This is a genomic window from Halobacteriovorax sp. BALOs_7 (genome assembly GCF_003612895.1).
In the GTDB taxonomy this organism is placed as follows: domain Bacteria; phylum Bdellovibrionota; class Bacteriovoracia; order Bacteriovoracales; family Bacteriovoracaceae; genus Halobacteriovorax_A; species Halobacteriovorax_A vibrionivorans.
The window spans coordinates 3,015,055-3,036,270 of the sequence record NZ_CP027772.1 but is presented as its reverse complement, the minus strand read 5'-3'; the positions used below and the strand labels follow the sequence as shown (position 1 = coordinate 3,036,270).

General features: G+C 38.4%; 24 protein-coding genes. All 24 read left to right on the top strand.

Going from position 1 to position 21,216, the window contains the following annotated elements; translation table 11 throughout:
- Positions 1 to 50: 50 nt before the first annotated feature.
- The 24 genes from rplJ to rpsH all read left to right on the top strand — a co-directional run bounded on the left by rplJ (position 51) and on the right by rpsH (position 21,205).
- Complete coding sequence (gene rplJ, locus BALOs_RS14445) at positions 51 to 581, top strand: 50S ribosomal protein L10 (protein ID WP_114705885.1); 531 nt, start codon at positions 51 to 53, stop codon at positions 579 to 581.
- A gap of 54 nt (positions 582 to 635) precedes the next feature.
- On the top strand, positions 636 to 1,004 hold the full coding sequence (rplL, locus tag BALOs_RS14440; RefSeq protein ID WP_114705884.1) for a 50S ribosomal protein L7/L12: 369 nt from the start codon (positions 636 to 638) through the stop codon (positions 1,002 to 1,004).
- A gap of 168 nt (positions 1,005 to 1,172) precedes the next feature.
- Positions 1,173 to 5,300 (top strand): DNA-directed RNA polymerase subunit beta, encoded by a 4,128-nt coding sequence (rpoB, locus tag BALOs_RS14435; RefSeq protein ID WP_114705883.1) that lies wholly within the window; start codon positions 1,173 to 1,175, stop codon positions 5,298 to 5,300.
- 45 nt (positions 5,301 to 5,345) lie between these two features.
- On the top strand, positions 5,346 to 9,464 hold the full coding sequence (rpoC, locus tag BALOs_RS14430; RefSeq protein ID WP_120405579.1) for a DNA-directed RNA polymerase subunit beta': 4,119 nt from the start codon (positions 5,346 to 5,348) through the stop codon (positions 9,462 to 9,464).
- A 105-nt stretch (positions 9,465 to 9,569) separates the two neighbouring features.
- Positions 9,570 to 9,944: a 30S ribosomal protein S12 gene (gene rpsL / locus BALOs_RS14425; RefSeq protein ID WP_114705881.1), complete on the top strand. Its 375-nt coding sequence runs from the start codon at positions 9,570 to 9,572 to the stop codon at positions 9,942 to 9,944.
- 87 nt (positions 9,945 to 10,031) lie between these two features.
- Positions 10,032 to 10,502 (top strand): 30S ribosomal protein S7, encoded by a 471-nt coding sequence (gene rpsG / locus BALOs_RS14420; RefSeq protein ID WP_114705880.1) that lies wholly within the window; start codon positions 10,032 to 10,034, stop codon positions 10,500 to 10,502.
- Between the two features lie 148 nt (positions 10,503 to 10,650).
- Positions 10,651 to 12,726: an elongation factor G gene (gene fusA / locus BALOs_RS14415; RefSeq protein WP_120405578.1), complete on the top strand. Its 2,076-nt coding sequence runs from the start codon at positions 10,651 to 10,653 to the stop codon at positions 12,724 to 12,726.
- A 41-nt stretch (positions 12,727 to 12,767) separates the two neighbouring features.
- Entirely contained in the window at positions 12,768 to 13,958 is a 1,191-nt protein-coding gene (tuf, locus tag BALOs_RS14410; protein WP_120405577.1) for an elongation factor Tu, read from the top strand.
- Between the two features lie 166 nt (positions 13,959 to 14,124).
- Complete coding sequence (rpsJ, locus tag BALOs_RS14405) at positions 14,125 to 14,433, top strand: 30S ribosomal protein S10 (protein WP_114705877.1); 309 nt, start codon at positions 14,125 to 14,127, stop codon at positions 14,431 to 14,433.
- 71 nt (positions 14,434 to 14,504) lie between these two features.
- Complete coding sequence (gene rplC / locus BALOs_RS14400; RefSeq protein ID WP_114705876.1) at positions 14,505 to 15,194, top strand: 50S ribosomal protein L3; 690 nt, start codon at positions 14,505 to 14,507, stop codon at positions 15,192 to 15,194.
- A gap of 21 nt (positions 15,195 to 15,215) precedes the next feature.
- Entirely contained in the window at positions 15,216 to 15,833 is a 618-nt protein-coding gene (gene rplD / locus BALOs_RS14395; protein ID WP_114705875.1) for a 50S ribosomal protein L4, read from the top strand.
- A gap of 2 nt (positions 15,834 to 15,835) precedes the next feature.
- Positions 15,836 to 16,126 carry a 50S ribosomal protein L23 gene (gene rplW / locus BALOs_RS14390; RefSeq protein WP_114705874.1) on the top strand — a complete coding sequence of 97 codons (291 nt, stop codon included), beginning with the start codon at positions 15,836 to 15,838 and terminating at the stop codon, positions 16,124 to 16,126.
- A gap of 19 nt (positions 16,127 to 16,145) precedes the next feature.
- Positions 16,146 to 16,970, top strand: a complete 825-nt coding sequence (rplB, locus tag BALOs_RS14385) for a 50S ribosomal protein L2 (protein WP_114705873.1) — start codon at positions 16,146 to 16,148, stop codon at positions 16,968 to 16,970.
- A gap of 12 nt (positions 16,971 to 16,982) precedes the next feature.
- Positions 16,983 to 17,267: a 30S ribosomal protein S19 gene (rpsS, locus tag BALOs_RS14380; protein WP_114705872.1), complete on the top strand. Its 285-nt coding sequence runs from the start codon at positions 16,983 to 16,985 to the stop codon at positions 17,265 to 17,267.
- A gap of 31 nt (positions 17,268 to 17,298) precedes the next feature.
- Entirely contained in the window at positions 17,299 to 17,634 is a 336-nt protein-coding gene (gene rplV / locus BALOs_RS14375; protein WP_114705871.1) for a 50S ribosomal protein L22, read from the top strand.
- Between the two features lie 8 nt (positions 17,635 to 17,642).
- Positions 17,643 to 18,272 (top strand): 30S ribosomal protein S3, encoded by a 630-nt coding sequence (rpsC, locus tag BALOs_RS14370; protein WP_114705870.1) that lies wholly within the window; start codon positions 17,643 to 17,645, stop codon positions 18,270 to 18,272.
- Between the two features lie 39 nt (positions 18,273 to 18,311).
- On the top strand, positions 18,312 to 18,731 hold the full coding sequence (gene rplP, locus BALOs_RS14365) for a 50S ribosomal protein L16 (protein ID WP_114705869.1): 420 nt from the start codon (positions 18,312 to 18,314) through the stop codon (positions 18,729 to 18,731).
- Between the two features lie 15 nt (positions 18,732 to 18,746).
- Positions 18,747 to 18,944 (top strand): 50S ribosomal protein L29, encoded by a 198-nt coding sequence (gene rpmC, locus BALOs_RS14360; RefSeq protein ID WP_114705868.1) that lies wholly within the window; start codon positions 18,747 to 18,749, stop codon positions 18,942 to 18,944.
- 2 nt (positions 18,945 to 18,946) lie between these two features.
- Positions 18,947 to 19,195 (top strand): 30S ribosomal protein S17, encoded by a 249-nt coding sequence (rpsQ, locus tag BALOs_RS14355; RefSeq protein WP_114705867.1) that lies wholly within the window; start codon positions 18,947 to 18,949, stop codon positions 19,193 to 19,195.
- A gap of 31 nt (positions 19,196 to 19,226) precedes the next feature.
- On the top strand, positions 19,227 to 19,595 hold the full coding sequence (gene rplN / locus BALOs_RS14350; RefSeq protein ID WP_114705866.1) for a 50S ribosomal protein L14: 369 nt from the start codon (positions 19,227 to 19,229) through the stop codon (positions 19,593 to 19,595).
- 21 nt (positions 19,596 to 19,616) lie between these two features.
- Positions 19,617 to 19,928 (top strand): 50S ribosomal protein L24, encoded by a 312-nt coding sequence (gene rplX / locus BALOs_RS14345; protein ID WP_114705865.1) that lies wholly within the window; start codon positions 19,617 to 19,619, stop codon positions 19,926 to 19,928.
- 14 nt (positions 19,929 to 19,942) lie between these two features.
- On the top strand, positions 19,943 to 20,482 hold the full coding sequence (gene rplE / locus BALOs_RS14340) for a 50S ribosomal protein L5 (protein WP_114705864.1): 540 nt from the start codon (positions 19,943 to 19,945) through the stop codon (positions 20,480 to 20,482).
- A gap of 14 nt (positions 20,483 to 20,496) precedes the next feature.
- Positions 20,497 to 20,802, top strand: a complete 306-nt coding sequence (gene rpsN / locus BALOs_RS14335) for a 30S ribosomal protein S14 (protein WP_114705863.1) — start codon at positions 20,497 to 20,499, stop codon at positions 20,800 to 20,802.
- A 22-nt stretch (positions 20,803 to 20,824) separates the two neighbouring features.
- The gene (gene rpsH, locus BALOs_RS14330) at positions 20,825 to 21,205 is read left to right on the top strand and encodes a 30S ribosomal protein S8 (protein WP_334677875.1); all 381 of its coding nucleotides are present in this window, start codon (positions 20,825 to 20,827) and stop codon (positions 21,203 to 21,205) included.
- Positions 21,206 to 21,216 lie beyond the last annotated feature (11 nt).

Here is a 21,216-nt window from a genome sequence, read left to right as displayed (position 1 = left end):
CCACATAAAGCCTGCATGAAATCTCCCTCCAGTAGTTTAGGAGGTAAACGATGTTAACTAGAGCAGAGAAAGACGTTATCATCGAGGGTCTTAATAAAAAGATCACTGATGCAAACGCTATCTTTCTAACAAACGTTATTGGACTACCGTCGAATGATGCCAACGCTCTAAGAAAGTCTGTTCGCGATGCGGATGGAACGCTAGTTGTTACTCGTAACTCACTTTTTTCAAAGGCTGCAGCCGGAACAGACGCGGAAGAACTTCTTTCAGGTCTTAAAGGTACACAAGCAGTTGCTTTCGCATTTGGAGACGCTCCAGGTGTTGCAAAAGCACTTAAGGAATGTGGGAAAGAGTTTGAATTAGTAGAACTTAGAGGTGGTTTACTAGATGGTAAAGCACTAACACCAGCAGAAGTAAACGCAATTGCAGACCTACCATCTCGTGATGAGATGCTTGGTACTCTTCTTGCAACATTTAATGCACCGATCTCAGCATTTGCTAGAGTTCTTAATGCAATTAAAGAGCAAAAAGAAGCAGGCGGTGAAGCTGCTCCAGCTGCAGCTGAAGAATCTGCAGAATAATTTAAAAGTTAATAGTTAATAGTTGAAATTATTTTAAAAATTTAGGAGTTAAATATGTCTATTACAAATGAACAATTAATTGAAAAAATCTCTAGCATGACTGTTCTTGAAGTTTCTGAACTTGTAAAAGAACTTGAAGAAAAATTTGGTGTATCAGCTGCTCCAGTAGCTGTTGCTGGTGCTGCAGGTGCTGCAGGTGCTGCAGAAGAAAAAACTGAATTTGACGTTGTACTTGCTGAAGCAGGTGCTAAGAAAATCAACGTTATTAAAGAAGTTAGAGGTATCACTGGTCTTGGTCTTAAGGAAGCAAAAGAAATGGTTGAAGGTGCTCCTAAGACTGTTAAAGAAGGCGCTACTAAAGAAGAAGCAGAAGAAATCAAGAAAAAACTTGAAGCTGCTGGTGCAAAGGTTGAGCTTAAGTAATTTAAGCCCCTTGCTCATCGCATAAAAATTTAAAAAATTCAGGTGTGGAGATTTAGCGATCTTCACACCTTTTTTGCGTTTGATTAAACCAAAAAAAAAAGTTATTAAGTAACTAAAAAAACATATACAACGTGCACGTTTAAACAATTAAAACCCGGGAGAACCATAATGACTGAGGTTTTTAGACCAAACGAGTGGTTTCGCAGAAACTTTGCCTCTACACCATCGGTGCTAGAGACGCCTCCACTCATGCTTCTACAAAAGAAGTCCTATGATGACTTTCTTCAAAAGGACGTACCTCCTTCTCAAAGAGAAGAAATGGGACTGCAGTCTGTTTTTCATTCTGTATTTCCAATCCATGACTTTAACAAAACTGTATCATTAGAGTTTGTTAGCTACTCACTTGAAGAGCCAAAGTACACTGTAAAAGAGTGTCGCCAAAGAGGACTTTCTTATGAAGCTCCACTTAAGGTAGTTGTTCGTCTAGTATTCTATGATGTAGCAGTCGACAAAGATGGTAACGAACAGAGAACTGTATCTTCGATCAAAGAGCAGGAAGTTTACTTAGGTAATATTCCTCTAATGGCCGAAACTGGTTCTTTTGTATATAACGGAACTGAGAGGGTTATTGTTTCTCAGCTTCACAGGTCTCCTGGTATCGTATTCGAACACGATGGTGGTAAGAAGCACTCAAGTGGTAAGCTTCTTTACTCAGCTAGAATCATTCCTCATAGAGGTTCTTGGCTAGACTTCGAATTCGATCACAAGAATATCCTATTCGCTAGAATTGATAGAAAAAGAAAATTACATGCAACAGTAGTTCTTAAGGCTCTTGGTTATAGTACTGAAGAGATCCTTGATATGTTCTACAACATGGAAACGATTAAGTTTGATAAGAATGGTGAGTTCACTAGAACTTTAGACTTATCTCTTATGACTGGTACTCGTGCAACAAACGATGTACTTGATCCAAAAACTGGTAAAGCTATTGTTAGAAAAGGGAAGAAGTTCTCAAAAGCATCTGTAAGAAGACTTACTGAAGCTGGAGTAAACGAAATTCCTGCAACTTTAGAAGAAGTAGTTGGTAAAGTTGTTGCTAAAGATATCTTTAACGAAGAAACAGGTGAAGTTATTTGTCTTGCAAACGAAGCTCTTTCAGAAGCTAAGATTCAAGAATTAACAGCAGCTGGTGTTAAAGAAGTTGAATGTCTTTATATTGATATGATCAACTTTGGTGATCAAATCAGAAACACACTTCTACTAGATAAGACAGATACTAAAGAAGATGCTCTTCTTAAGATCTTTGAAAGACTAAGACCAGGTGAGCCACCAGCAGTTGAAGCTGCAGAAGCTCTATTTGAAAGTCTTTTCTTTAATGAAGAAAGATATGACCTATCACGCGTTGGTCGTATGAAAATTAATTATAAGTTTAAAACTGATGTTCCTGTTGAGAATACAGTTTTAACAAAAGAAGATATTAACACTACAATCCAGTACCTTGTTGAGCTTAACAATGGTAAGGGGCGTGTAGATGATATCGACCACTTAGGTAACAGACGTGTTAGACCTGTAGGTGAACTACTTGAAAACCAATTTAGAGTTGGTCTAGTTCGTATGGAAAGAGCGGTTAAAGAGAGAATGGCAATTCAAGAAATTGATACAATGATGCCTTATGACCTTGTTAACCAAAAGCCAGTTGCTGCTGCCGTTAAGGAATTCTTTGGTTCATCACAACTTTCTCAGTTCATGGATCAAACGAACCCACTTTCAGAAGTAACTCACAAGCGTCGTCTTTCAGCTCTTGGGCCAGGTGGTCTAACGAGAGAAAGAGCATCTTTCGAAGTTCGTGACGTTCACGTAACTCACTACGGAAGAATGTGTCCGGTTGAGACTCCTGAAGGACCAAACATTGGTCTAATTACTTCTCTTGCAACATTTGCAAAAGTTTCTGAATACGGTTTCATTGAAACTCCATACCTAACTATTGGTGAAGACCAAAAGATTGGTGATGTTGAGTATTTCACTGCCTTCCAAGAAGAAGGTAAAGTTATCGCTCAGATCGATGCAAATAACATCAAAGATGGAAAGCTAGTTGGTGAGCACGTTGCTGCACGTGATTCAGGTGAATTCACGCTTGTTGACGCTGCAGAAGTTAACTTAATGGACGTTTCTCCAACTCAGATGATTTCAGTTGCAACATCATTAATTCCTTTCCTTGAGCACGATGATGCCAACCGTGCCCTAATGGGATCGAACATGATGAGACAGGCAGTGCCTGTTGTTAAGACTGAAGCTCCAATCGTTGGTACAGGAACAGAAAGAATTGTCGCTAGAGACTCTGGTGCCGTTCTTGTTGCTGAAGACAATGGTCGAGTAATCTTTGTTGATTCAAATAGAATCGTTATTCAAAGAGATAGTTTTAAAGATGGTGAATCTGGCGTTGATATTTATAAACTAGTTAAATATCAAAGAACTAACCAGAACACTTGTAATAACCAAAAAGCTCTTGTTACTGAAGGTGACATTGTTAAGAAAGGTGACGTTCTAGCTGACGGACCTGGTACTGACAATGGTGACCTAGCACTTGGGCAAAACCCTCTTGTTGCATTCATGCCATGGGGTGGTTACAACTACGAGGATTCGATCCTGATCTCAGAAGATCTTCTTGCAAAAGATGTATTTACTTCTGTTCATATCGAAGCATTCGAAGTTGAAGCTCGTGATACAAAACTTGGTAAAGAAGAAATCACTCGCGATATTCCAAACGTTTCAGAAGAGTCTCTAAAAGACCTTGATGAAGCAGGGATCGTTAGAGTTGGTGCAATCATTAAGCCAGGTGACATTCTTGTAGGTAAGATTACTCCTAAGGGTGAAACTCAACTTTCTCCTGAAGAAAAACTTCTTAAAGCAATCTTCGGTGACAAAGCTGGTGACGTTAAAGATACATCACTAAGAGTTCCTTCATCTGTTTACGGTACTGTAATTGATGCTAGAGTTTACACTCGTGAAGGTGTTGAGCTTTGTGCAAGATCTAAGGATATCATTGAGCAAGAAACAACTCTTCTTAGAAGAGATGAAAGAATTGAAATTAAAGCAATTCAAACTTCAGCAATTCTAAAAATTGCAGATATGCTTAAAGGTGCAAAAATCACTGACGTTCTTGTTTCTGAAGATGGTTCAGCAGAACTTCTTTCTAAGGGAACTGAGATCACAGGTGAAGTACTTGCTTCAATTCCATTTGAGCTAATTGGTTACTTGCCTCTACAAGCTGAACTTGAAGAAAAACTATCTGAGTATTTCGCAGATGTTAGAAACAAGATCAATAGAGTTAGAGCTAAGACTACTGATGAAATTGCTAAACTTCATAGAGGTGATGAGCTTCCTCCAGGTGTAATCAAAAAGATTACTGTTTACGTTGCAATTAAGCGTAAGCTTCAGCCAGGTGATAAAATGGCCGGTCGTCACGGTAACAAAGGTGTTATCTCAAACGTTGTACCTCGTGAAGATATGCCATATCTTGCTGATGGAACACCTGTTGAGATCGTACTTAACCCACTAGGGGTACCTTCTCGTATGAATATCGGACAGCTTCTTGAGCTTCACCTTGGATGGGCCGGACGTGGTCTTGGTGAAAAAATCAAGGTAATGCTTGAAGAACAGCAGAAAGTTCATGAGATCAAGGATTTCATTTACAAAATCTATAAGACTCCAGAGGTTGAAGCGTGGCTTAAGTCAGCTTCAGACGATGTTGTTATGGCACTTGCTAAGAAGCTTACTAGCGGTGTTCGTTTCTCAACTAAAGTATTTGATGGTGCTTCAGAAGCAGATATCAGAGAAATGCTTGAGCTTGCAGACCTAGAACCACACGGTAAAACTACACTGTTTGATGGTAAAACTGGTGATGCATTTGCTGAGGACGTTACTGTTGGTGTTATGTATATGCTTAAACTACACCACCTTGTAGACGAAAAACTTCACGCACGTTCAACAGGTCCTTACTCACTTGTAACTCAGCAACCACTTGGTGGTAAGGCTCAGTTTGGTGGTCAGAGACTTGGGGAAATGGAAGTTTGGGCACTAGAAGCATACGGTGCTGCTTATACACTACAAGAGTTCTTAACTGTTAAATCTGATGATGTTATCGGTAGAACTAGAATGTATGAGTCAATCGTTAAAGGTGAGCAAGTACTTGAACCAGGTCTTCCTGAATCGTTCAACGTTCTAATCAGAGAGCTACAAGCACTTTGTCTAGACGTTAAACTTGAAGAAGACAGAATTGAAGAATCTATTCGTTAATTTATGGCAGGCTTAGTCCTGCCATATATTAAGAGGGCATAAATAATGAAAGACCTTTTAAACTTTTTTGATAAGCCAAAAGATCCAGTAAGCGTTGAGGGTGTATCTATCAAGCTTGCTTCTCCTGATACAATCAGAGAGTGGTCATTTGGTGAAGTAAAAAAACCAGAAACTATTAACTATAGAACATATAAGCCTGAAAGAGATGGTTTATTCTGTGCAAAGATCTTCGGACCAGTAAAAGATTACGAATGTATCTGTGGTAAGTACAAGAGAATGAAGCACAGAGGTGTAGTATGTGAGAAGTGTGGTGTTGAAGTTACACTTTCTAAAGTACGTCGTGAGAGATGTGGACATATCGAATTAGCAACTCCTGTTGCTCACATTTGGTTCCTACGTTCACTTCCTTCAAGAATGGCCGCTCTACTTAATCTTTCTCTTAAAGAACTTGAAAAGGTTCTTTACTATGAAGCTTATATTGTAACTGCTTCGGCAACTGATGGTGTTGAAGGTGGTCTAGATGTAGGTCGTGTTATCTCTGAACAACAATACTGGGAACTTAAAGATCAAGGAATTGACTTTGAAGCTGGTATGGGTGGAGAGATTGTTCAAGAACTACTTTCTAAGCTTGATATCGATTTAGAAAACAAAAACTTAAGACGTGGTCTTGCTAATGCTACAACAGAAATGGCAAGAACAAAGTTTGTTAAGAGATTAAGAGTTGTTGAATCTCTTATGAAGTCTGAAAACAAGCCTGAGTGGTTCATGATGGATGTAGTTCCAATTCTTCCACCAGACTTAAGACCTCTAGTTCCTCTTGAAGCTGGTCGTTTTGCAACTTCAGATCTTAACGATCTATACAGACGTGTTATCAACAGAAACAACCGTCTAAGAAGACTTAAAGAACTTAATGCTCCTGAAATCATCATTAGAAACGAAAAGAGAATGCTTCAAGAAGCAGTAGATGCTCTTTTTGATAATGGTCGTCGTGGTAAAGTATTTACTGGTGCTAACAAGCGTCCACTAAGATCTCTTTCTGATATGTTAAAAGGTAAGCAAGGACGTTTCCGTCAAAACCTTCTTGGTAAGCGTGTTGACTACTCAGGACGTTCTGTAATTGTTGTTGGTCCAAGTTTAAGACTTCACCAGTGTGGTCTACCTAAACTTATGGCACTTGAGCTTTTCAAGCCATTTATCTACAACAAACTAATTGAAAAAGGACACTGTACTACGATTAAAGTTGCTAAGCGTATGGTTGAGCAACAAAAAGAAGAAGTATGGAATATCCTTGAAGAAGTTGTACAAGAACACCCAGTACTTCTTAACCGTGCACCAACTCTTCACAGACTTGGTATCCAAGGTTTCGAACCAGTACTTATTGAAGGGAAAGCGATTCGTCTTCACCCTCTTGTATGTACAGCATTCAACGCCGACTTCGATGGTGACCAGATGGCCGTTCACGTTCCTCTATCACTTGAAGCTCAAATTGAGTGTCGTGTTCTTGCAATGTCGACAAATAATATTCTTTCTCCAAAAGATGGTTCTCCAATTATTACTCCATCTCAGGATATCGTTCTTGGTCTTTACTACATGACTCGTGAGAGACCATATGCTCGTGGGTACGGGAAAACTTTCTCTTCTAAAGAAGAAGCTCAGTTTGCTTACCACTCAGGTAACCTACACCTTCAGGCACCTATTAAAGTTCGTATCGATGGTGTTGTTCACGAAACAACTGTTGGTCGTACTTTCGTATTCGATATTGTTCCATCATGCTTAAACTTCGCTGATGTAAACATTATCCTAGGGAAGAAAGAGCTAGTTAAACTTCTAGACCTTGCTTACAGAAGAGGATCTGAAAAAGATACTGTTCTTCTTGCTGATGGTCTTATGCAGCTTGGTTACAGCAACGCTACGAAAGCAGGTATTTCGATTAACGTTGTTGATATGGAAATCCCATCTGAAAAAGAAGGTATCCTACAAGAAGCTCACGATGAAGTTAGCGCAATTACTGAAGAGTATAACGAAGGTTCAATCACTAACGGTGAGAGATATAACAAAGTCGTTGATGTTTGGTCACAAACAACAGAAAAACTTGTTAAGGTTATGCTTGAGAAAATTTCAACTGATGAATTTACATCTGAGAAAGAAGGTGAAGAGCCAGTATACGCTCCTTCATTCAACGCTCTATATATGATGGCAAACTCAGGTGCAAGGGGTTCTGCTCAGCAGATGAGACAGCTTGCTGCCATGAGGGGTCTAATGGCCAAACCATCAGGTGAAATTATTGAAACGCCAATTACTTCAAACTTCCGTGAAGGTTTATCGGCACTTCAGTACTTCACGTCTACACACGGTGCACGTAAAGGTCTAGCCGATACTGCCCTAAAGACAGCAAACTCTGGTTACCTAACGAGACGTCTAGTTGACGTAGCTCAAGATGGTATTATCAGAAATGAAGACTGTGGTACGACTGACGGAATTACTCTTACTTCACGTATTGAGTCTGGTGAAGTTGTTGAGCACGTAGCATCTAGAGCTATGGGCCGTGTAACAGCAGCTCCAGTTATCTCAGCTGAAGGTAATGAAGTTCTTCAATCAGGTCACTTACTAACTGAAAAAGACCTTGAGATGCTAGAAGCAAATGAAGTTGACCAAATCAAAGTTAGATCAGTTCTGACTTGTAACGAAAGACATGGGTTCTGTGCTGCATGTTTTGGTCGTGACCTTGCTCGCGGTACAATGGTTTCAGTTGGTGAAGCAGTTGGTGTTATTGCCGCTCAATCAATTGGTGAACCTGGTACACAGCTTACAATGCGTACTTTCCACGTTGGTGGTACTGCAACTGCTGGTGCTCAAGTAAATAAAACAACAGTTCGTACGTCTGGTAAGGTTGTATTTAACAACGTTATCACTGCTGAAACTCAAAACGGTCTTCTTATTATGAATAAGACTGGTGAGCTAATCATCAAAGATGCACGTGGTGTTGAAAAAGAAAAATATCCAGCAACTTACGGTGCTAAGTTACACTTCAAAGAAGGTGACGAAGTAAACGTAGGGGATACTCTGATTGAATGGGACCCGTTTGCGATTCCACTTCTAACAGAAGTAGCTGGTACAGTTAAATTTGAAGACCTAGTTGTTGGTGCAACTATTGCAGAGCAAACAGATGCAGTAACTGGTCTAACTCAAAGAACTGTAATGGAAACTAAGGATCCTTCTTTACAGCCAAGAATTTCTATTCTTGATGCTGATGGAAACCCAGTAATTGTTCCTGGAACAAACCGTCAAGCAACATACCGTCTTCAAGTAGGAGCAACTCTTACTGTAACTGAAGGTGATGAAGTTGAAATTGGTGGTGTATTATCTAAAGTTTCTCGTGAAACAACGAAAACAAAAGATATTACAGGGGGTCTTCCAAGAGTTGCAGAACTTTTCGAAGCTAGAAAGCCAACTAATGCATCTCAAATTGCCGATGTTACAGGTACTATTGAGTTTGGTGCAGAGGTTAGAGGTTCTAGAAGAGTTCTAATTAGACCTGAAGATGGTTCAGATCCAGTTGTTTACACAATCCCTAAGGGTCGTTACGTAACAGTTAACGAAGGTGACTACATCCGTTCTGGTGAAGCTATTATGGATGGTCCAGCTAACCCACATGATATCCTAAGAGTTTTAGGTATTAAGGAACTTGCTGGTTACATCGTTGATGAAATTCAAGCTGTTTACCGCCTACAGGGTGTTGATATTGATGATAAGCACATCGAGGTAATTGTTTCTCAAATGCTTAAGAAAGTTGAAGTAACTGATCCAGGTGACTCTACATTTGTTGTTGGTGACTCTGTAACTAAAGCAGAATTACTTACTACGAACGAAGAACTAGTTGCTGATGGATATGAGCCAGCTCAAGCTAGACCAGTTCTACTTGGTATTACTAAGGCAGCTCTTTCAACTGATTCATTCTTATCAGCTGCTTCATTCCAAGAGACAACGAAGATTCTTACTCAAGCTTCACTCGAAGGTAAGAAAGATATGCTTCGCGGTCTTAAAGAAAACGTACTTATGGGCCGCCTGATTCCAGCAGGTTCTGGTATCTCTAAGTACCGTGATTATGAAGCATTTGTTGAAGAAGAGTCTTCAGTTGAAGAAACTTCTACATTAATGTTATAAAAACTTGCTTATATGAGGGGTGGTGTGTTACACCATCCCTCTATAGTTTATTATGGGCTAAAGCCTAATTTTATCTTTGAAATTTGTTGTAGTTAAGGAGCGGAAATGCCTACGATTAACCAATTAATTAGAAAAGGTAGAACTGATAAGTTTGAAAAAACTAAATCACCTGCCTTAAAAGCGTGTCCACAAAGACGCGGTGTATGTACAAGAGTATATACAACTACTCCTAAGAAACCAAACTCAGCGATGAGAAAGGTTTGTAGGGTAAAACTAACAAGTGGATTTGAAGTTACTTCATACATTGGTGGTGAAGGACACAATCTACAAGAACACTCGATCGTTATGATTCGTGGTGGTAGAGTAAAAGACCTTCCAGGGGTTCGTTATCACACTATTAGAGGTACATTAGACTGCCAAGGTGTTGATAAAAGAGGTCAGAGAAGATCTAAGTACGGTTGTAAAAAGCCTAAGAAGTAATTTAGTTAACTAATTGACACCGATTGCGTAATGGCCTGAGGTGAGTAATCGATCAGTTAAATCTGTTTCCGGTGAAGGAGAAATAATATGAGTAGAAAAAATAGAGCACAGACTAGAGAAGTACTACCTGATCCAATTTTTCAAGACGTTGTTGTTGCAAAATGTGTAAACGCAATTATGAAAGATGGGAAAAAGTCAGTTGCTGAAAAAATCTTTTATGGAGCACTTCAAAGAGTTGAGTCAAAGACTGGTGAAGAGCCATTAAAAGTATTCAAAAAAGCACTTTCTAACATTAAGCCAGCGGTAGAGGTTAAGTCTCGTCGTATCGGTGGTGCAACTTACCAAATTCCAGTTGAAGTTAGAAATAACAGAAGACAATCTTTAGCACTTAGATGGCTAAGAGATTACGCAAGAGCTCGTGGTGGTAGAACTATGGTTGAAAAACTATCAGACGAAATCATCGACGCTTCTCAAGGTAGAGGTGGAGCTGTTAAGAAGCGTGAAGACACTTACAAGATGGCAGAAGCTAACAAAGCATTTGCTCACCTTAAGTGGTAATCTGTTATTAATCTAACAAGATAAAATTAAGCAAATTTCATAATAAACTATAAAGGGCCTCTATTGAGGCCCTTTTTTATTCCTACCTAAACTGCCTTGTTTGTGTTAATTATATGTCTGCATTTTATTAAATTTTTAAGGACTTATTATGAGTTTAGAAAATATTCGAAATATCGGTATTATGGCGCATATTGATGCCGGAAAGACGACAACTACTGAGCGTATTCTTTATTATACGGGTAAGAGTCATAAGATTGGAGAAGTGCATGATGGTGCTGCGACTATGGACTGGATGGTTCAGGAGCAAGAACGTGGTATCACAATTACTTCCGCTGCTACGACTTGTATGTGGAAGAAGACAAATATTAATATTATCGATACTCCAGGTCACGTAGACTTCACAATTGAGGTTGAGAGAGCTCTTAGAGTTCTTGATGGGGCAATTGGTGTATTTGATGCTGTAGCCGGTGTAGAGCCACAGTCAGAGACTGTATGGGGCCAGGCTGATAAGTATAGCGTTCCAAGAATTGCATTTGTTAACAAGATGGACCGTGTTGGTGCTGACTTTGAAATGTGTCTTGGAGAGATTAGAACTAAGCTTGGTAAAACTGCAGCAGCAATTCAATTACCAATTGGTGCAGAAGATACATTCAAAGGTGTTATTGACCTTGTAAATATGAAGGCCATTCTTTTTAAAGATGAAGACTTGGGCTCAACTGTTGTTGTTGAAGAAATTCCACAAGATATGCAAGATGATGCACAAATGGCCCATGAGGAATTAATTGAAACTTTAGCTGACTTTGATGACCAATTAGCAGAGGATTATCTGTCTGGTGAGTCTATATCAGCTGAAAGAATTTCAAAGTCTATTCGTGATGCAGTTATTAATCACGAATTTGTTGCAGTTCTTTGTGGTTCTGCTTTTAAAAACAAGGGTGTCCAACCACTTCTCGATGCTGTTCGCGACTACCTACCTTCACCAATTGATCGTGGTGAAGTAAAAGGTGTGAATGGAAAGAATCATGATAAGGAAGAAGTAAGAAGGCCAGATACTGAAGATGCATTTTCAGGGATTGCATTTAAGATTGCAACGGATCCATTTGTTGGTTCTTTAACATTCTTCAGAATTTATTCAGGTTCTCTTAAGGCGGGAGCACAGGTATATAACCCTCATAAAGGTAAGCGTGAAAGAGTTAATAAAATTCTTCAAATGCATGCAGCTAAGAGAACTGAGCTTCAAGAAGCAAAAGCTGGTGATATTATTGCAATTTCGGGATTAAAAGAAACTGTAACAGGTGAAACTCTTTGTGCGGAAAACCGTACAATTATTTTCGACCTTATGGAATTTCCAGAGTCTGTAATCTCAGTTGCCATTGAGCCTAAAACGACAAATGATGAAAAAAAGTTAATGACTTCTTTAAGTCAGCTAAAGCTAGAAGATCCTTCGTTTACTTATCAACATAATAAAGAAACTGGTCAGCTTCTAATTTTTGGTATGGGCGAGCTTCACTTAGAGATTATTTGTGATCGTCTTGAGCGTGAATTTAAAGTTGGTATACGAGTAGGAGATCCTCAGGTTTCTTATAGAGAGAGTATTACAGGTACGGCTAAGGCCGAAGATACATTTAACCGCGAGCAAGGTGGAAAGATGGTGTATGGCCATGCTGTTGTTGAGGTTGAGCCAACGGATCATCAGTCTGGTGTTCAATTTGAAACAGATCTAACTAAGCGTGATCTACCACAAGACTTCTTAAATGCTATTGAAAAAAGTATCAAAGATACTTCAATGGGCGGAGCACTTGCTGGGTATCCATTTATAAATATTAAGGCTAAATTAGTCGCAGCAAACTTTAATGAAGAAGAAGGCTCTGAAGTTGCATATGCTATTGCAGCTTCAAACGCATTTAGAGAAGCATGTCGTAATGCTGGATTATCTTTACTTGAGCCTAAAATGAGCCTAGAAGTAGTAACTCCAACTGATTACACTGGGGATATTATTTCAGATATAAATACAAAGCGTGGAAAAATTCACGCCATGAGTGCAAAGCAAGATAAAGAAGTGATTGATGCTGAAGTTCCTTTATCTGAAATGTTTGGTTACTCAACAGATATACGCTCGAAATCACAGGGAAGGGCCAACTTTACGATGAACTTTGATCGTTATGAGGAAATTCCTATGAAAATGGCGAAAGAAATACTTGAAAAACGAGGAATATACATCTAAAACACTTTAGATTTTTTTTAACAAAAAGCAGGAGTAAAAAAATGGCAAAAGAATCTTTTGACAGAAGTAAGCCCCACGTAAACATTGGTACGATCGGGCACGTTGACCACGGTAAGACAACTCTTACAGCGGCAATTTCAATTACACTAGCGAACGCACTTGGTGGTGACGTAAGAAAATTCGACGAAATCGATTCGGCACCAGAAGAAAAAGCTAGAGGTATTACAATCAATACTTCACACATTGAGTATGAAACAGCAACAAGACACTACGCACACGTAGACTGTCCAGGTCACGCTGACTATGTAAAGAACATGATTACAGGTGCAGCACAAATGGACGGAGCAATCTTAGTTTGTTCAGCGGCTGATGGGCCAATGCCACAAACAAGAGAGCACATCCTTCTTGCACGTCAGGTAGGTGTACCAGCGATCGTAGTATTCTTAAATAAAGTAGACCAGGTAGATGATGAAGAACTACTTGAGCTAGTAGAAATGGAAGTAAGAGAGCTTCTATCTTCTTACGACTTCCCAGGTGACGATATTCCTATCGTAGCTGGTTCGGCACTAGCAGCTCTTGAAATGAGAGACGATGCAATTGGTAAAGATAAAGTACTAGAGCTTATGGCACAAGTTGATGAGTATATTCCAACTCCAGCTAGAGCAACAGATCTTGACTTCCTAATGCCAGTAGAAGATGTATTCTCAATCTCAGGACGTGGTACAGTTTGTACAGGACGTGTTGAAAGAGGTGTAATCAAGGTAAACGAAGAGATCGAAATCGTTGGTATTAAAGAAACAACTAAGACAACTGTAACAGGTGTTGAGATGTTCAGAAAGCTTCTTGACGAAGGTCGTGCAGGTGATAACGTTGGTCTACTTCTACGTGGTGTTAAACGTGAAGAAGTACTACGTGGTCAGTGTCTAGTTAAGCCAGGATCAGTAACTCCACACGCGAAGTTCAACTGTGAAGTATATATCCTTTCAAAAGATGAAGGTGGACGTCACACTCCAATCTTCAAAGGTTATAGACCACAATTTTACTTCAGAACAACAGACGTAACAGGTGATATTACACTTGCAGACGGAGTTGAGATGGTAATGCCAGGAGACAATACTTCATTCGCAGTAGATTTAATTACTCCAATTGCGATGGAAAAAGGTCTTAAGTTCGCGATCCGTGAAGGTGGTAGAACAATTGGTGCTGGTACAGTATCTGAAATTCTAGACTAATTTTATTGTATATAAAGAGGGTGGTCTTAAGGGCCACCCTTTTTTTATGAGAAAAATTGGTTGATGCGTAAAAAATATATGGCCTAGCGTAAAAATAATTTGACAATAGGCCCAAAAAACATATAAAAGTCAAATTCAACTTTTAAAATTGATTAATAGGATGTGTATGAAAGCTTCTAAGTTAAGAATTAAATTGCGCGCATATGATCACAAGCTTCTTGATAGCTCTGTAGATGAGATCGTTCAAACAGCTAAAGAAACAGGCGCTAGAGTAGCGGGACCAATCCCATTACCAACAGAGATTAATAAATTTACTGTTCTTAGATCACCTCACAAAGATAAAAAATCTCGTGAGCAATTTGAAATGAGAACACACAAGAGACTAATTGATATTGTTGATCCAACTCAACAGACTGTTGATAGCCTAATGAAATTAGATCTATCAGCTGGTGTTGACGTTGAAATCAAGTACTAGTATAAACTAAAAAAATTTTATTATTAACCATGCATGCATCTCTTGGAGAAGAGTGATGCTGTGGAGGCAAAATGACAGAAGAAACTCAAGCAGTTGAGACAGCTGCTACTGAATCATCTAGTTCACTAGCTCTTAATACTATCTATGGTGTTAAAGCTGGTATGACAAGAATCTTTGATGAAGCTGGTAACCACGTTCCAGTAACAGTAATCAAACTTATTCCTAATAAAGTAACTCAAGTTAAGACTCTAGATAAAGATGGGTACGAAGCTTACCAAGTTGGTTACTACGAAAAAAGAGAAAAACTACTTAATAAAGCAACTAAGGGTCACCTTAAGTCAGCTAACGTTGAGAATAACTTTGTAAGATTTGCAGAAGTTACAGCTCAAGGTGTAGATGCTGCTAACTTAGGTAAAGATCTTTCAGTTGAGTCATTTGAAGCTTCTACATATGTTGACGTAACAGGAACATCTAAAGGTAAAGGTTTCCAAGGTCAAATGAAGAGACACAACTTTAAAGGTGGACCTGCAACTCACGGTTCGAAATTCCACAGACGTGGTGGTTCGATCGGTAACAGAGCGACTCCTGGTAAAGTTTGGAAGAACAAAAGAATGCCTGGTCACATGGGTAGTGAGACAAAAACTATTCAAAACATCAAGGTTGTTGAAGTTAATCAAGATAAAGGATACATGCTACTTAAGGGATCAGTTCCTGGTTCTAAAAACGGTTTTGTAAGAATTGCAAAAGCACTTAAGAAGTAATAGTAGACTGAGGTAATAGTTATGAGTGATGTAACAGTATTAAATGCAAAATTAGAAGAAGCGGGAAAGCTTACTACAAACGTAAGTCTAACTGCTGAAGATATTAACGTAGCGGCTGTACACCAAGTTGTTAAAGCTACTCTAGCGGGAAGAAGACAAGGTAATGCTTGTGTTAAAGGTCGTTCAGATGTTAGCGGTGGTGGTATTAAGCCATTCAAACAAAAAGGTACAGGTAGAGCACGTCAAGGTTCTATTAGATCGTCTCTTATGGTAGGCGGTGGAACTGTTCACGGTCCTAGCCCAAGAAGCTACGTTCAAAAAGTTAATAAGAAAATGGCAAAGGTTGCTATTCAATCTATTCTTGCTGACAAACTCCAAGCAGGAAAGTTGACAGTAGTAGATACGATTGAATCAACTGGTAAAACTAAAGAAATGTACAATCTTTTAAATGGTAAAGGTTTACTACCGGCTTTAGTAGTAACTGCTGATAAAAACTCACCAGCTCTTAGAGCAGTGAAGAACTTACAGTGGGGTAAAGGGATGGCCGTTGAAGGTTTCTCTGTATACGAAGCGGTTAAATTCGAAAACCTAGTTATTGAAAAGAGTGCATTAGAAACCCTATTAAATAAGTTGGTGTAATTATGGCGACGTTAGAAAATGTATTAAAGAAACCACTTATCACTGAAAAGACTTCTGTAGCTACAGATAACTACAACAGATTTGGTTTTGTTGTAGATCTTAAAGCTAATAAGCATCAAATTAAGAATGCAGTTGAAGCGCTTTATGATGTGAAAGTATTAAATGTAAAGACAAACATCACTCCAGGTAAAATTAAAAGAGCTGGTAAAGGTGTAAAAAAGACTAGTAAATTCAAGAAGGCTTTCGTTCAATTAGCGGAAGGTCAAAAGATTGAATTTTTTAAAGGTGTTTAACTAGTTAGCTGAGGAAATTATGGGTATTAAAAGATTTAAACCAACAACTCCTTCACTAAGAAAGATGCAAGTCCTAAATAGTGATGAGTTAACAAAAGATGTAAAGCCGGTTAAAGGTCTAACATCAGTTAAGAAAAATTTTGCAGGTAGAAATAACTCTGGACGTATCACTGTTAGACACAGAGGTGGTGGAGTTAAGAGAAGATATAGAATTATCGACTTCAAAAGAAACAAAATGGATATCCCTGCAACAGTTCAAGCGATCTCATATGATCCAAACAGAACTTGTAATATCGCACTTATCGCATACCACGATGGTGAGAAGAGCTACATCCTAGCTCCTCTTGGACTTAAAGTAGGTGATAAAGTTATCGCATCTGCAGATGCAGATATTAAAGTAGGAAATGCTAAGAAGCTTAAGGACATTCCAGTTGGTACTCTTGTACACAACGTTGAAATGTACCCAGGAGCTGGTGGTCAATTAGCACGTTCTGCAGGCTCTTACGTACAAATCATGGCAAAAGAGGGTAAGTTTGCTCTTCTTAGAATGCCATCAGGTGAGCTTAGAAAAGTTGAATTAGTATGTATGGCAACTATTGGTCAGGTAGGTAACCTAGATCACGAAAAACGTAACATTGGTAAAGCTGGACGTAAGAGAAAGCTTGGATTTAGACCAACTGTACGTGGTGTTGCTATGAACCCAGTTGATCACCCACACGGTGGTGGTGAAGGTAGAACTTCAGGTGGACGTCATCCAATTTCACCATGGGGAACACCAACTAAGGGTTACAAGACTAGAACTAATAAGAGAACTGATAAGTTCATCGTTAAGAGAAGAAAGTAGTAGGAGATTAATATGGCCCGTTCACTTAAAAAAGGACCATTTGTTGATATTAGCTTAATGAAAAAAGCTCTACAAATGCAAGAAGAAGGTAATAAAGGTAACAAAGTGATCAAGACATGGTCTAGAAGATCAACGATTGTTCCTGAGTTTATTGGACTTACATTTGCCGTTCACAACGGTAAGAAATTCATACCAGTTTATGTTACAGACAATATGATCGGACATAAGTTAGGTGAATTTGCACTTACAAGAACTTACTATGGTCACGGTGCAGATAAGAAAGGCAAGAAAAAGTAGTTAAGTTACAGTTGAATAAGGAGAAGGTCAGATGGCCATTACAGTTAGAAACAGTAGAGTTGGTATCGCGCCAAGAAAAGTAAGACAGGTTTGCGATCTAATTAGAAAGAAGAAAGCTTCTGAAGCGTTAAAGATTTTACGTTTCCAAGAGAAGAAAGAAATTGCACTTGTTTTAACAAAATTAATTAATAGTGGATTAGCAATCGCAGCTGATTCTGAAAAATATGATTTAGACAACTTAGTTGTTTCAATCATTAAAGCGGACGAAGGTCCAACTTTAAAGCGTATCCAGCCAAGAGCTCAAGGTCGCGCATTCAGAATTAGAAAAAGAACTAGTCACATAACAGTTGAACTAAAAGAAGCATAGGATAAATTATGGGACAAAAAGTACATCCATACGGTTTTAGATTAGGTTATATTAAGTCATGGCACTCAAATTGGTTTGCTAACGATCAAGAATACGGTGAAACACTTCACGAAGATCTTGCAATTAGAAACTACATTGAAAAGAACATGAAGAATGCTTCTGTAGCTAACATCGAGTTATCAAGAACTTCAAACCAAGTTAAGGTTACTGTTTATACAGCTAAGCCAGGTGTAGCAATTGGTAAAAAAGGTGCAGGAATTGAGAAAATTAGAAACGACCTTAAGAAACTTACTAAAGGGACTCTAATCTTCAATATTGCAGAAGTTAAAAGACCAGATGCAGAAGCAAAGTTAATTGCTGAGAATATCGCAGGTCAGCTTGAGAAACGTGTAGCTTTCAGAAGAGCAATGAAGAAAGTTATGCAGTCAGCATTCAGAGCTGGTGTTAAAGGTATTCGTGTTAGAACAGCAGGTCGTTTAGGCGGAGCTGAGATGGCAAGAGCAGAAGGTTATACAGAGAGAAAAGTTCCTCTACACACTCTTAGAGCAGATATTGATTACAACACTGCTGAAGCACAAACAACATACGGTATTATCGGTGTTAAAGTTTGGGTTTATAAGGGTGAGATTTACAAGTAGTTGGAAATTCGTTAATGAATTGAATTTATTGAGGTAAATATGTTAAGTCCAAAAAAAGTAAAGTGGCGTAAGCAGCAGAAAGGAAGAATGAAAGGGAAAGCAAACCGTGGAAATACTATCACGTTCGGCGAATTTGCTATACAAGCCCTGTCATGTGGGTATATAACTAACCGTCAGATTGAAGCTGCCCGTATTGCAATGACAAGAAAGATCAAAAGAGGTGGTAACGTTTGGATCAAAATCTTTCCAGATAAAGTCCTAACTAAGAAGCCAGCTGAAGTTCGTATGGGGAAAGGTAAAGGTTCTCCAGATTCTTGGGTTGCAGTAGTAAAACCAGGAAGAGTAATGTTTGAAATTAAGCATACTGATCCTGAGCTAAGTAAACAAGCACTTAAGCTTGCTATGTACAAGCTGCCTGTTAAAACTAGAATCATTTCTAGAGAGCAACAGGAACTTTAATCGTTAGAGGAAGTTATGCAAAAGTTAGATTATAAAGAAGTAAGCGGTTTAAGCGGTAAAGAAATTGATGCAAAAGTTACTGAAATGAGAAGAGCTATCTTCGATATGAACATGTCAAAAGCGACAAGTGGAATCGAAAAGCCTCATCAGCTAAAAATTGCAAAAAAGAATATTGCTAAATTATTAACAGCAAAGAAAGCTAAAGGTGAATAACCATGAGTACAAAAACGTTTAAAAGAAAGCTAGATGGTGTAGTTGTTTCTGTAAAGAATGATAAAACTGTAGTTGTTAACGTTGCTAGACGTTTTAAGCACCCTGTATACAGTAAGTTCGTTACAAAAACTAAGAAATACCATGCTCATAACGAAAGTTTTGAAGCAAGTCTAGGTGACAATGTAACAATTATTGAAAGTAAACCTTATTCAAAACTCAAAAAGTGGGAACTGTTAAAGGTAAATAAGTAATGGCTTAATAAGCCTATTTTAGGAGTTAGAAATGATTCAGATGCAAACTAAGTTAGAAGTTGCTGATAACTCTGGAGCTAGAGAAGTAAAGTGTATCAAGGTTCTTGGTGGTTCAAAAAGAATGAACGCTAATCTTGGTGACATTATTGTAGTAGCAGTTCAGCAAGCTCTTCCAGGTGGAAAAATTAAAAAGGGTGACGTTAAGAAAGCAGTTATCGTTAGAACTAAGTACCCAATTAGAAGAGAAGATGGTTCTTACATCAGATTTGATAAGAACAGTGTTGTAATTCTAAATAATAACAATGAACCAGTAGGGACACGTATTTTTGGTCCTGTAGCTAGAGAATTAAGAAACAGAAGTTTCACTAAGATCTGTTCTTTGGCCCCGGAAGTTCTATAATCAAGGTTCAGTGAGGAAGTTATGCAAAAGCTAAAAGTTAATGATAATGTTGTAGTTTTAACAGGAAAAGACAGAGGCAAAACTGGTGAAGTTAAGAAAATTAATTTCAAGACCAAAGTTGTTTATGTTGGTGGTGTTAATCTAGTAAAAAAAGCAATTAAACCAACTCAAGAGAACCCAGCAGGCGGTATCGTTGATATCGAAGCGCCTCTTCACATCTCTAATGTTGCTGTTGTAAGCCCAAAAACAAAAAAGGCTACAAGAGTAAGATTTGAAGAAAAAGATGGAAAGAAAGTTAGAGTCGCTGTTTCTTGTGGATCAGAACTGAGTTAAGGGTAGAGGCAGATATGAGTAGATTCAGAAAACTTTATAATGATGAAATTAAAAATAAAATGACTGAGAAGTTTGGTTATAAGAATGTTAACCAAATTCCTAAGCTAGAAAAGATAGTGGTTAACTGTTGTACAAGAGACGCAGTTACTAACTCTAAAGTTGTTCAGTCGATTGTTAAGGATCTTGGAACTATCACTGGTCAAAAGCCAGTTGTTGCAAAGGCTAGAAAGTCTGTTGCAGGTTTCAAAGTTAGAGAAGGTATGCCTCTAGGTGCAAATGTTACTCTTCGTGGTGAGAGAATGTACGAATTCCTTGATAGACTTGTTAATATTACTCTTCCAAGAGTTCGTGACTTTAGAGGTGTTTCTTCTAAAGGTTTCGATGGACAGGGTAATTATACTTTAGGTTTAAAAGAGCAGATTATTTTCCCAGAAATTTCTTACGATCAAATTGATAAAGTAAGAGGTCTTGGAATCTCAATCGTAACAACTGCTGGAAACAACGAAGAAGGTAGAGAGCTACTAAACCTTTTTGGTATGCCTTTCAACAAGTAATAGAGGATATAGTAATGGCTAGAAAAGCGAAAATTGAAAGTAACAAGAAAAGAGCTAAGCTTGCTGAAAAATATGGTGCTTTAAGAAAAGAACTTAAGGCTGCTATCATCAACGAAAAACTTTCTGATGAAGAAAGATTTGAAGCGATGATCAGACTTCAAAAGCTTCCAAGAAATTCAGCTCAAATTAGAGTAAGAAATAGATGTGAACTGACTGGTCGTCCACGTGCTTTCTATAGAAAGTTCAGATTATCAAGAATTCAATTTAGAGAGTTAGCACTTAAAGGGATGATCCCAGGTGTAACTAAGTCAAGCTGGTGATGGTAGAGGAGACGAGATTATGATGACTGATCCTATTTCAGATATGTTAACAAGAATTAGAAATGCAATTAATGCTGGACACGATAGAGTTGAGTTCCCAGCATCAAAAATGAAAGCTGGTGTTTGTAAAGTTATGAAGGACGAAGGATATATTCGTTCATTCAAAATTATTGCAAAAAGCCAGTCAGATATAAGAATTAAAGTACTACTAAAAGATAACGCTATTGTTGGTCTTCAAAGAGTATCTAAACCAGGTCTAAGACAGTACCGTGGTTATAAAGATATCTCTAGAGTAATCAGTGGTCTAGGTACTTCAATCCTATCAACTTCTAAAGGAATTATTTCTGATAGAGAAGCGAGAGCGACAAAAGTTGGTGGTGAAGTAATCTGTAATATTTGGTAGTAGGGAGCGAG